The 12582-nt window shown below is 71.9% G+C and carries 8 protein-coding genes; 7 read left to right on the top strand and 1 reads right to left on the bottom strand.

Going from position 1 to position 12582, the window contains the following annotated elements; translation table 11 throughout:
• Positions 1-107: 107 nt before the first annotated feature.
• The gene (locus DER29_RS10650) at positions 108-1172 is read right to left on the bottom strand and encodes a serine hydrolase (RefSeq protein WP_121397204.1); all 1065 of its coding nucleotides are present in this window, start codon (positions 1170-1172) and stop codon (positions 108-110) included.
• Between the two features lie 92 nt (positions 1173-1264).
• On the opposite strand from DER29_RS10650, the gene DER29_RS10645 reads away from it, so the two are divergent.
• From DER29_RS10645 to DER29_RS10615, 7 genes are all read left to right on the top strand, one after another.
• A complete protein-coding gene (locus DER29_RS10645) occupies positions 1265-2722 on the top strand; it encodes an NAD(P)/FAD-dependent oxidoreductase (RefSeq protein ID WP_121397203.1) in 1458 nt (485 codons plus the stop codon).
• Between the two features lie 111 nt (positions 2723-2833).
• Entirely contained in the window at positions 2834-3835 is a 1002-nt protein-coding gene (locus DER29_RS10640) for a LacI family DNA-binding transcriptional regulator (RefSeq protein WP_121397202.1), read from the top strand.
• 607 nt (positions 3836-4442) lie between these two features.
• The gene (locus DER29_RS10635; RefSeq protein ID WP_121397201.1) at positions 4443-5822 is read left to right on the top strand and encodes an ABC transporter substrate-binding protein; all 1380 of its coding nucleotides are present in this window, start codon (positions 4443-4445) and stop codon (positions 5820-5822) included.
• A gap of 79 nt (positions 5823-5901) precedes the next feature.
• A complete protein-coding gene (locus DER29_RS10630; protein ID WP_121397200.1) occupies positions 5902-6858 on the top strand; it encodes a carbohydrate ABC transporter permease in 957 nt (318 codons plus the stop codon).
• 12 nt (positions 6859-6870) lie between these two features.
• Positions 6871-7758 carry a carbohydrate ABC transporter permease gene (locus tag DER29_RS10625; RefSeq protein ID WP_121397199.1) on the top strand — a complete coding sequence of 296 codons (888 nt, stop codon included), beginning with the start codon at positions 6871-6873 and terminating at the stop codon, positions 7756-7758.
• A gap of 99 nt (positions 7759-7857) precedes the next feature.
• Positions 7858-9534 carry a glycoside hydrolase family 13 protein gene (locus DER29_RS10620; protein WP_121399134.1) on the top strand — a complete coding sequence of 559 codons (1677 nt, stop codon included), beginning with the start codon at positions 7858-7860 and terminating at the stop codon, positions 9532-9534.
• A gap of 140 nt (positions 9535-9674) precedes the next feature.
• Entirely contained in the window at positions 9675-12560 is a 2886-nt protein-coding gene (locus tag DER29_RS10615) for a discoidin domain-containing protein (RefSeq protein WP_121397198.1), read from the top strand.
• The last annotated feature ends 22 nt before the right edge of the window (positions 12561-12582 follow it).

Raw genomic sequence — 12582 nt, 5'->3', positions numbered from 1 at the left:
CCGTCCGCCCGCCGCGGGACGGGGCTCCTGCCGCTGGCCGTCCGGGCCGTGGCGGGCCCCTGCCGCTGGCCGTCCGGGCCGCCGTGCGGTCAGAGGCAGGAGTGCGGTCAGAGGCAGGAGTGCAGGGCGTCCGTCAGGGCGTCGACCCGGTCGTGGTCGGCCAGGTGGGACGTGGCGTAGGCGAAGGTGTAGCCGCGTCCGGGATCGGCCCAGGCGGAGCTGCCGCCGATCCCGCCCATGCCCCAGCTGCCGTCCTCCTCCCACTGCATGCCCAGCGTCCAGCGGGTCCGCCGGCCGAGCAGCAGGTCGTCGCCGTCGTACTGGACCCGGGTCGCCTCGGCCACCAGTTCCCGGCCGAACAGCCGTACGCCGTCGAGGACGCCGCCGGCGAGCAGTCCCGCGTAGAGGCGGGCCAGGGCGCCCGCCGTCGAGTGCAGGTTGACGGCCGGCACCTCGGCGCCGCGCCAGAGCGAGCTGTTCACCACCGACAGGTCCCGCCCACCGGGCGGGTTGTCCAGCGCCCGCGCCCAGAGCGAACCCGGCTCGCCCGCCACCCGGTCCGGCCACCCAGGATCGCCGTACCGCAGGTCGGCGCAGCGCCGCTGGTCCGCCGCGCCGAGGCCGAAGCCGAGGTCCAGCCGCCACGGCCCGGCGATCTCCTCGGCCAGGAAGCGGCCCACCGACCGCCCGTCGACCCGCCGCACCAGCTCGCCCACCAGGTGCCCGTACGTCCAGGCGTGCTCGCCCGCGACGGACCCCGGCGGCCACTCGGGCTCGGCGGCGGCGAGGTCGGCGCAGAGCAGGTCCCAGTCGGCGACGGCGGCGGCCGGCCGGGGCACCGGGAAGGCCGGCAGCCCGGCGGTGTGCGTCAACACCTGGCGGACGGTGGCCGGGGCGCGGAAGCCGGGCCAGTGATCGGCGACGGGGTCGTCCAGGTCGAGCCGGCCCCGGTCGACCAGCGCCAGCAGGCAGAGCGCGGCGACCGGCTTGGCGACGGAGTAGACGTTCACCAGCGTGTCCGGCAGCCACGGCCGCCCCGGTGACCGCTCGCCGCCGACGACGTCGACCACCGGCTCGCCGTCGTACCAGATCGCCAGGCCGGCCCCGGTCTCCCGGCCCTCGGCGAGCAGTTCGGTGAAGCAGTCGTGGACGGCGGAGAAGCGGGTGCGCATCCGGCCACGGTAGGAGGCCGGGACGTCCGCGGGCAGCGGATTTCCGGGTCGACCCGCTGGCCGGCCGCCGGGCGGTGCGCGATGCTGGCGGGATGGCGGATCCGGAACTGGTGGACGTGGTCGTGGTCGGGCTCGGGGTCGGCGGCGAGGAGGTGGCCGGGCGGCTCGCCGAGGCGGGGCTGACCGTCGTCGGCGTCGAGCGCGACCTGGTCGGCGGGGAGTGCCCGTACTGGGGGTGCGTGCCGAGCAAGATGATGATCCGCGCGGCCAACGCGATCGCCGAGGCCCGCCGCGTGGACGGGCTCGCGGGCACCGCCGAGGTCCGGCCCGACTGGGCGCCGGTGGCGAAGCGGATCCGCGAGGAGGCCACCGACACCTGGGACGACACGGTCGCGGTGCGGCGGTTCACCGGCAAGGGCGGGCGGTTCGTCCGGGGCAGCGCCCGGCTCGACGGACCCGGCCGGGTCCGGGTCGGCGAGCGGGTCTTCCACGCCCGGCACGGGATCGTGCTGGGCACCGGCACCAAACCGTCCGTGCCGCCGGTCGACGGGCTGGCCGACACGCCGTACTGGACCAACCGGCAGGCGATCGAGGTCGAGGAGCTGCCGGAGTCGCTGCTGGTGCTGGGCGGCGGGGCGATCGGGCTGGAGCTGGCGCAGGTCTTCGCCCGGTTCGGGGTCCGGGTCACCGTGGTCGAGGCCCTGGACCGGGTGCTCGCCGTCGAGGAGCCCGAGGCGTCCGAGGTGGCCGCCGCCGCGCTGCGCGCCGACGGGGTGGAGATCCACACCGGGGTGCGGGCGCAGCGGGTGGGCCACGACGGGCGGGGCTTCACCGTGCACGCCGCCGATGGGGCGGAGTTCACCGCCGAGCGGCTGCTGGTGGTGACCGGCCGCCGGGCCCACCTGGACGAACTGGGCCTGGACACCGTCGGGGTGGACGCCGGCCGGCGCTACCTGACCGTGGACGACCGGCTGCACGTCACCGAGGGGATCTGGGCGGTCGGCGACGTCACCGGCGAGGGGGCGTTCACGCACGTCGCGATGTACCAGGCGGGGATCGTCGTCGCCGACCTGCTCGCCCACGCCCGACGCGCCGACGGCGGGCCCGACCCCAGCGGCACCGCGAACGCGACGGGTGGGGCGTCGGGTGCCACCGGCGTGGGCGGCTCCGCCGGTGCGGTGCCGCGCGCCGACTACCGGGCGCTGCCCCGGGTGACCTTCACCGATCCCGAGGTCGGCGCGGTCGGCCTCACCGAGTCGCAGGCCCGCGAGCGGGGCGTCAACGTGCAGGTCGGCCTCGCCCGGTTGCCGTCGTCGGCCCGGGGCTGGATCCACAAGGCCGGCAACGAGGGCTTCGTCAAGCTGGTCGCGGACGCCGACCAGGGCGTGCTGATCGGCGCGACCTCGGTGGGGCCGGCCGGTGGCGAGGTGCTCTCCGGTCTGGCGGTGGCGGTGCACGCGGCCGTGCCGATCGCCCGCCTCCGGCAGATGATCTACGCGTACCCGACCTTCCACCGGGCGATCGAGGACGCGCTGCGCGACATGTCCTGACGGCCGGGCCGCACGTCGGATGCCGGATGCGGGCAGCGCGCGGCAGCGCAACGCAATCGCCCGGCAGATGGCTGCCCATTTCTTTCACCGAGGTGACGTACGATTGCGGCCGTGACGAAACGGTTGACCGAAGTTGCCAAGAAGGCGGGCGTCAGCGAGGCCACCGTCAGCCGGGTGCTCAACGGTCGGGACGGGGTCTCCGAGGCGACCCGGACGGCCGTGCTGACCGCGCTGGACGTGCTCGGCTACGAGCGGCCGACCAAGCTGCGCGGCGAGCGTGCCCGGCTGGTCGGGCTGGTGCTGCCCGAGTTGCAGAACCCGATCTTCCCGGCGCTCGCCGAGGTGGTCACCGGGTCCCTCGCCCAACGCGGCTTCACCCCGGCGCTCTGCGCCCGCACCATCGGCGGCGTCTCCGAGATGGACTACGTGGAGATGCTCCTCGACCACCAGGTCTCCGGGGTGATCTTCGCCGGTGGTTCGTACGCGCTCGCCGACGCCCGGCACGACCACTACCGCCGGCTGACGGACCGGGGCCTGCCGGTGGTGCTGGTCAACGCGGGTGTGGACGAGTTGGGCTTCCCCCGGGTCTCCACGGACGACGCGGTGGCGGTGGAGCAGGCCTACGGGCACCTGCGCTCGCTCGGGCACGACCGGATCGGGATGGTGCTCGGCCCGGAGGGGCACGTGCCGTCCCGGCGCAAGCTGGACGCGATGGCCCAGGCGGCGGGCTGGGGTGACGACACGGCGTACGTGGAGCGCTCCAGCTTCTCCATGGAAGGGGCGCGGGTCGCCGCGACCAAGCTGGTCGAGCGCGGCGTGACCGGCATCATCTGCGCCAGCGACGTGCTGGCCCTGGGCGCCATCCGGGCCGCCCGGCGGCTGGGTCGTGTGGTGCCGACCGACGTGTCGGTGGTGGGCTTCGACGACTCCGCGTTCATGACCTGCACCGACCCGCCGTTGACCACCGTGCGGCAGCCGATCGAGACGATGGGGCAGGCCGCGGTGGACCTGCTGGTCACCCAGATCGAGGGCGCCGGCGTGCTGCACGACGAGCTGCTGTTCGAGCCCGAGCTGGTCGTACGCGGCTCCACCGCGCCCGCCCCCGGTCGCTGACCCCCGTTTCCGCCCCGACCGCATCGCGCTGACCGCCGGCTGACGGTCCGGCCACGGACCCCGCCTGTCCACCGGACGACGCTCCGGCCACCCATCGACGCTCCGGCCGTCGACCGCTGCTCGCGGTCGGCGGCCGGTTCGTCGTTGCCGGCGACCCCCAGCGCCGCTGTCCCAGGCCGTGCCCGCCTGCGCCCCTGGCGCCGCCGTCGCGTCCCATGATCCGTTGGCGTCGGCCCGGGCGGAGGGCCGCGCGGAGCCGGCGGAGCGTCAACCGATCACGAGTGCCGATCGCGGCACCGGCGGCTCCTGGTGCGAAGCGGGGCTCGATCCGACCGGGTGCCAATCAGGGCGAAGGCCGCAACTCGACCACTTCCAAGCTCCTGTCAAAATCTGTCGACTATGAAGTTCCGTTTTTTCATTATTAGATCGATACCTTGCTGGAACAAGTTCGCTTAGCTACAGTGACCCCACTCACACCTGGCCCCGACGCAGCTGCCCGGGGCCAGGTCGCTCAGCAGATGCAGATCAGTGACGGCGCATCGGCGCGGTGACGACCACCGGGCATCAGCGCAGGTCATGGAGACACCGTTCCCGAAGGGATGGACAGATGTCCGTACCGCAGTACCGGAAGACTGCGGCGTTGGCGCTCGTGGCCGGCCTGGGGCTCAGCCTTGCGGCCTGTTCGACGAAGAGCGATGACGCGACAGGCAGCGCAGGCGGCAAGGTCACCGTCACCGTCGACTGCCAGCCGGTCGGCTCCCAGAAAGAGCTGTTGAAGAACTGGAACGACGACGTCGCCGAATTCCAGCGGCAGAACCCCGACATCGTCATCAAGAGCGTGAGCGTCGGCGAGCAGTGCAACAACCCGCCGGACTTCACCGCCCGCCTGGCCGGCGGCACCGTGACCGACCTGTTCTACGGGTACATGACCGACCTCCAGCAGGTGCTGGACTCCGGCCAGGTCATGGACATCACCGAGTACGCCAACAAGGACACGGTCCCCACCTGGGACAGCGTCGACCCGGCGCTCAAGGAGGTCTTCAGCGACGGCGGCAAGCTCTACGCCGTCCCGGCGAAGAACTACTCGATGGGCCTGGTCTACAACAAGGTCCTGTTCCAGCAGGCGGGGCTCGACGTCAACAACCCGCCCAAGACGTGGCCCGAGGTCCGGGCGGCGGCCAAGAAGATCTCCGCGCTCGGCAACGGCATCGCCGGCTACTCGGAGTACAGCGCCGGCAACACCGGCGGCTGGCACTTCACCTCCCTGCTCTACTCGCAGGGCGGCCAGGTGCTGACCGAGGACGGCAAGAAGGCCGACTTCAACAACGCGATGGGCAAGCATGTCCTGCAGAACCTCAAGGACATGCGGTACGGCGACAACAGCATGGGCAGCCGCCAGCTGCTCCAGTGGGGCGACCTGCTGACCAACGCCGCCGCGGGCAAGGTGGGCATGTTCATCGGCGCGCCGGACGCCACCCAGGCGATCGTCAGCCAGTTCCAGGGCAAGTTCCAGGACTGGGCGATGGCACCGCTGCCCGGCCAGGACGGCCCGGCGAAGGCGACGCTCGGTGGCGGCGAGGGCTACTTCTTCAAGAAGGGCCTCTCTCCGGAGCAGGTCAAGGCCGGTCTGAAGTGGATCGCCTACCAGAAGCTGACGCCCGGCAAGGGCCAGTTCGACTACGTCCGGGCCAAGCCGCAGAACTACCCGGTCGGCCTGCCCCAGCCGCTGCTCTTCGCGGGCGGCAGCGAGGCGCAGAAGCAGGAGCTCGAGCTGCGCAAGGCGAACGCGAACGTCGACACCGCGAACTTCGCGCTCTTCGAGGCCAACCCGGTGCCGATCAAGGGCGAACCGCGTAACGCGCAGGCGATCTACGCGGTGCTCGACGCGGCGATGTCCGGGGTGTTGACCAACCCGAACGCGAACATCGACGCGCTGCTCAAGACGGCCGAAGACAAGGTCAACCAGCTCCTCGCCGCGGAGAGCTGATCCGGAGGTGGGGGCCGGCGCGCCGGCCCCCACCGAAGTCCGCACCGCACGTCCGGTCACTGACTCACCAGGAGTTGCCTTGGCGATCATCTCCGCCCCGGGGGCCACCAGAGACGCGGGTCGTCCCGCGCCGCCGTCCCCGGTACGGCCGCAGCGTACGAGCCTCGGCCGCAAGGTGCGGGACAACCTCACCGGCCACGCGTTCCTGATCGGCGCGGTGCTCTGCTTCGCGGTCTTCTCCTGGTACCCGATGATCCGCGGCATCGTGATGAGCTTCCAGCGCACCCGGCGCGGCGAGACCACCTGGGTGGGCTGGGACAACTACACGCGCATCATGGCCGACCCGAGTTTCTGGACGGCCTGGAAGAACACGTTCTCCTTCACCGTCCTCGCGCTCGTCCTCGGCTACGTGGTGCCGTTCTTCGTGGCGATCCTGCTCAACGAGTTCCGCCACGCCAAGGGGTACCTGCGGATCCTGGTCTACCTGCCGGTGATGCTGCCGCCGGCCTCGGCGCTCTTCCTGTTCAAGTTCTACGCGTACGACCCCAGCGACGCGGGGCTCTTCAACGCGATCCTCAAGGCGCTGCACCTGCCGACGTCGCAGTGGATGCAGTCCCCCGAGATGACGATGCCCGCGATGGTGCTCGCGTCGACCTGGATGAACATGGGCAGCGCGGTGCTGATCTACCTGGCGGCGTTGCAGAACATCCCCGGCGAACTCTACGAGGCGGCCGAGCTGGACGGCGCCGGGATCTGGCGGCGGATCCGGCACGTGACCATCCCGCAGACCCGGCTGATCCTCGCGCTCCTGGCGATGCTCCAGATCGTCGCCACCATGCAGCTCTTCATCGAGCCGTTGATCCTCGCCAACGGCGCGGGCGCGGAGGACTCGGCGACCTCGGTCGCGTACCTCATCTACCAGCACGGCTTCTTCCAGAACGACCTCAACGGCGCCGCCGCGCTCGGCGTGATCATGCTCGTGGTGCTGGCCGGCTTCTCCGCCGTCTACGTGCGGCTGACTGCGAAACAGGACTAGGACGGACGCGGAATGGCACAGGACTCCGGGACCCGGACACTCGTCTCTGCCGCCCAGCTCAGGCGGGGGCGCGGCAGGGTGATCTACTGGACGCTGCTCGCCGTCGTCGTGGCGGGATTCACGCTCGTCTTCCTCGGGCCGCTCTACTGGATGGTCACCGGCGCGCTCAAGTCGGGCCAGGAGATCGCGCAGACCCCGCCGTCGTTGTTCCCGCGGGATCCCCAGTGGCAGAACTACGTCGACGCGTGGAACAACCTGGATCTCGCCAAGCTGCTGTTCAACACGTTCTACTACGCGACCGGCGCGGTGCTGTTCCAGCTCGTCCTCGACACCGCCGCGGCGTACTCCCTGTCGAAGCTCCGCCCGGTCTTCGGCAACGTGATCCTCGGCCTGATGCTGGCGACGCTGATGATCCCGGCGATGGTCCTCATCGTCCCGCAGTACGTGACCGTGATCGACCTGCCGATCCTGCACGTCAACCTGCTCGACTCGCCGTTCGCGATCTGGCTGCCCCTGGTCGCGAACGCGTTCAACATCTTCCTCCTGAAGCGGTTCTTCGACTCGATCCCGGAGGAGCTGATGGCGGCGGCCCTCATGGACGGGGCGACCCCGCTGCGCACGCTCTGGTCGATCATCCTGCCGATGTCGCGTCCCATCCTCGGCGTGGTCTCGATCTTCGCCGTGACGGCGGTCTGGAAGGACTTCCTCTGGCCGAAGCTGGTCATGCCGTCACCCGAGACCCGGACGGTCAGCGTCGGCATCTACGCCTTCTCGGGCGGTACGCCCATGAACGTGGTGGTCGCCGCCTCGGTCATCGCCGCGATCCCGACCGTCATCGTCTTCCTGATCTTCCAGCGGAACATCATGTCCGGCCTCACCACGGGCAGCCTCAAGGGATAGCCCTCGGCGCAACCTTCCGCGGCGGACAACGACTGTTCGCCCGGGACACATCAAGGTCCGGCGAACCCGCCGACGCACTGACGCAGAAAGCAGGTGCTCGTGTCCAGAGCAGACAACGGTCCGTGGTGGCGTGGAGCGGTGATCTACCAGGTGTACCCGCGTAGCTTCGCCGACGGCGACGGCGACGGCATCGGCGACATCGCCGGCATCCGGTCGCGGCTGGACTACCTGTCCGCGCTCGGCGTCGACGCGATCTGGTTCAGCCCCTGGTACCCGTCCCCGATGGCCGACGCCGGCTACGACGTGGCGGACTACCGCGACATCGACCCGGTCTTCGGCACGCTGGCCGAGGCGGAGGCGCTGATCGCGGAGGCGCACGCCCTCGGCATCAGGACCATCGTCGACGTGGTGCCGAACCACTGCTCCGACGCGCACCCCTGGTTCCAGGCGGCGCTCGTCGGCGGACCGGGCGCGCCCGAGCGGGACCTGTTCTGGTTCCGCCCCGGCCGGGGCCCGAACGGCGACCAGCGGCCCACCGACTGGGTCGGCGAGTTCGGCGGCGAGACCTGGACCCGGACCACCAACCCGGACGGCACCCCCGGCGACTGGTACCTGCACCTGTTCGCCCCGGAGCAGCCGGACTTCAACTGGGACCACCCCAGGGTGCGTGCCGAGTTCGAGGACATCCTGCGGTTCTGGTTCGACCGCGGGGTGGACGGCATCCGGATCGACTCGGCCGGGCTGCTGGTCAAGGACGGCACGCTGCCCGAGACCCTGCCGGACCGGCCGCACCCGTTCCGCGACCTCGACGGGGTGCACGAGATCTACCGCGACTGGCGGCGGATCGCCGACGAGTACCCCGGCGACCGGGCACTCATCGGTGAGGTGTGGATGCCGGACCGGCAGCGGTTCGCCAACTACCTGCGCCCGGACGAGCTGCACGCGGCGTTCAACTTCGACTTCCTCGGCTGCGCCTGGGACGCCTCGGCGCTGCGCGAGAGCATCGACGGGACGCTGAGCGCGCACGCGCTGGTCGGCGCCCCGGCCACCTGGGTGCTCTCCAACCACGACGTCACCCGGCACGTCACCCGCTACGGCCGGGCGGACACCACGTTCAGCTTCGCCGCCAAGCGCGAGGGCACCCCCACCGACCTGGAGCTGGGCACCCGCCGGGCCCGGGCCGCCGCGCTGCTGTCGCTGTCGCTGCCCGGCGCCGCGTACGTCTACCAGGGCGAGGAACTGGGCCTCTGGGAGGTCGAGGACATCCCGCGTGAGCTGCGGCAGGACCCCATGCACTTCCGCTCCGGCGGGGTCGACCCCGGCCGGGACGGCTGCCGCGTCCCGATCCCCTGGTCCGGCGAGACGCCGCCGTTCGGCTTCAGCCCCGACGACGCGGCGGCGGCACCCTGGCTGCCCCAGCCGGCCGACTGGAAGGACCGCACCGCCCGCGCCCAGACCGGCGACGTCCACTCGATGCTGGAGCTGTACCGGGCCGCCCTCGCCGTCCGGCGGGCCGAGGCGGCACTCGGCGACGGGGAGCTGAGCTGGCTGCCCGCCCCCGAGGGGGTGCTCGCGTTCCGGCGGGAACCCGGGTTCGTCTGCCTGGTCAACCTGTCGGACACGGCGGTTCCGCTGCCGCCCCACACCGACCGGCTGCTGGTCAGCGGGCCGCTCGACGACGACCGGTTGCCCCCGGACACCGCCGTCTGGCTGCGTACCGCCGAGGCGGCGCCCACCCCGACGCCCGGGACGGACCCGACGCCCGGGACGGCCTGACCCGACGGTGCCGGCGGCCCGTCCCGGCCGCCGGCACCGCCCACCCGCAGGCCCGCGCAAACCGAGGCCGACAGGGAGGTACGCGCACCACACCGCACGACACGGGGGACCTGGCCACCTCAGGAAAGGGAGCGCCGCTCATGGCCGACCACACCACCCCGCACCACCAGCGAAGACACCGCATCCGCGCGGGGCTCGCCGCCCTCACCGGAACCGCCCTCGCGGCGGCCTCGATCTCCGTCGTCGCGCTGACCACCACCGCGACCCCGGCCCGCGCGGCGGGACTCTCGCCGTTCGACATCCCGGGGCGGGGCGCCACCGTCCCGTTCGTCGAGCAGGAGGCGGAGGAGGTCGCGCACACCGGCACGAGGATCGGCCCGGACCGGCGCTACGGCACGCTGCCGTCCGAGGCGTCCGGCCGGGAGGCCGTCACCCTCGACGCCGTGGGCGAGTACGTCGAGTTCACCCTGACCGCGCCCGCCAACGCGGTCACCTTCCGCTACAGCCTGCCGGACAACGCCGCCGGCACCGGCCGGGACGCCAGCATCGACCTGCGGGCCAACGGCACGCTGGTCAAGGCGGTGCCGGTCACCTCGCGGTACGGCTGGTACTACGGCGGCTACCCGTTCAACAACAACCCGGGCGACACCAACCCGCACCACTTCTACGACGAGACCCGGACCATGTTCGGGACCACGTACCCGGCCGGCACGAAGATCCGGCTCCAGGTCTCCTCGACCGCCCAGTCGCCGACGTTCACCATCGACCTGGCCGACTTCGAGCTGGTCGGCGGGCCCATCGCGAAGCCGACCGGCGTGCTCGACGTGGTCACCGACTTCGGCGCCGACCCGACCGGCGCGACCGACTCGACCGCCAGGTTCCAGGCGGCGGTGGACGCCGGCCGGGCCCAGGGGCGGGCCGTCTGGATCCCGACCGGCACCTTCACCCTCTGGGACCACGTCGTCGTGGACGGGGTGACCCTGCGCGGGGCGGGCCCGTGGTACTCGGTGCTCGGCGGGCGGCACCCGACCGACCGCAAGCGGGCTGCCGGCATCTACGGCAAGTACGTCCCCGGCGGCGGCTACAGCGGCGAGATCCGGCCGCACGAGGCCGGCGGTCCCAGCCGCAACGTCACGCTGCGCGACTTCGCCATCATCGGCGACATCCGGGAGCGGGTGGACGAGGACCAGGTCAACGCCATCGGCGGGGCGATGTCGAACTCGGTGGTCGACAACGTCTGGATGCAGCACACCAAGGTCGGGGCCTGGATGGACGGCCCGATGGACAACTTCACCATCCGCAACAGCCGGATCCTCGACCAGACCGCCGACGGGGTGAACTTCCACTGGGGCGTCACCAACTCCACGGTGACCAACACGTTCGTACGCAACACGGGTGACGACGCCCTCGCCATGTGGGCGCAGAGCGTGCCGAACGTGAACAACTCCTTCACCCGCAACACGATCGGCGTGACGATCCTCGCCAACCACCTGGTGACCTACGGCGGGCGGGACATCAAGATCACCGACAACGTCACCGCCGACTCGGTCACCAACGGCGGCGGCATCCACGTCGCCAACCGCTACCCCGGGGTGACCGGCCCGACCGCCGTCTCCGGGACGATCACCGTCGCCCGGAACACCCTGATCCGCAACGGCAACTCGGACTACAACTGGCGCTTCGGCGTCGGCGCGATCTGGTTCTCCGCGCTCAACGAGCCCATCCAGGGCGCGGCGATCAACGTGACCGACACCGACATCCTGGACAGTTCGTACGCGGCGCTGCACTGGATCGAGGGGCAGTCCAGCGGGATCAGCTTCAACAACGTACGGATCGACGGCGCGGGCACGTACGCCCTCCAGGTGCAGGCGCCCAGCCAGGTCTCCTTCACGAACGTGCGGGCGACCGGGATCGCCCAGGCCAACCCGATGCACAACTGCGTCGGCAGCGGCTTCCAGATCACCCAGGGCACCGGCAACTCCGGCTGGTACACGTCGACGCCGTACTGCGGGCCGTGGCCCGAGCCGCAGTGGGGCGGCGGGCCCACCAGCCCGCCCCCGACGACGACGCCCACCGCGCCCCCGACCACCCCGCCGCCCACCACGCCCCCGCCGACCACCCCGCCGACCACCCCGCCCCCGACCGGCGGGAACCTGGCGCAGGGCCGGCCGGCGACCGCGACCAGCACCAACCAGAACTACGGCGCGGCGAACGCGGTGGACGGCAACGCGGCCAGCTACTGGGAGAGCGCCAACAACGCGTTCCCGCAGTCGCTGACCGTCGACCTGGGCGCGGCGCGCTCCGTCGACCGGGTGGTGCTGAAGCTGCCCGCCGGCTGGGAGCGCCGGACCCAGACGCTGTCGGTGCTCGGCTCGACCGACGGCTCCTCGTGGACCACCCTCGCCGGGTCGGCCGGACGCACGTTCGACCCGGCCGGCGGCAACACGGTGTCGATCAGCGTGCCGGCCGGCGAGCGCCGGTTCGTCCGGCTGACCGTCACCGGCAACACGGGCTGGCCGGCGGCGCAGCTCTCCGAGTTCGAGGTGTACGGCGGCAGCCCCACCACCCCGCCCCCGACGACCCCGCCGCCGACCACGCCGCCGCCGACCGGGAACCTGGCGCTCGGCCGACCGGCCGCGGAGACCAGCCACGCCGACGTGTACGTGGCGGCCAACACGGTCGACGGCAACCCGAACACCTACTGGGAGAGCGCCAACAACGCCTTCCCGCAGTCGGTGACGGTGGACCTGGGTGCCAACCGGACGGTGTCCCGGGTCGTGCTGAAGCTCCCGCCGTCCTCGGCGTGGCAGACCCGCACGCAGACGCTGTCGGTGCTCGGCTCCACCACCGGCTCGTCGTTCAGCACCCTGAAGGCGTCCGCCGGCTACACCTTCAACCCGGCCAGCGGCAACACGGTCACCGTGACCTTCGCGGCGACCAGCCAGCGGTACCTGCGGCTGACGTTCACCGGCAACAGCAGCTGGCCCGCCGGCCAGCTCGGTGAGTTCGAGGTCTACTCCAGCTAGCCCGGTGGCCCCCGCCCGTCCC

This window comes from Micromonospora sp. M71_S20, assembly GCF_003664255.1.
Classification (GTDB): Bacteria; Actinomycetota; Actinomycetes; order Mycobacteriales; family Micromonosporaceae; genus Micromonospora.
The sequence above is the reverse complement of the archived record's forward strand: the minus strand, read 5'-3'. Positions and strand labels throughout refer to the sequence as shown.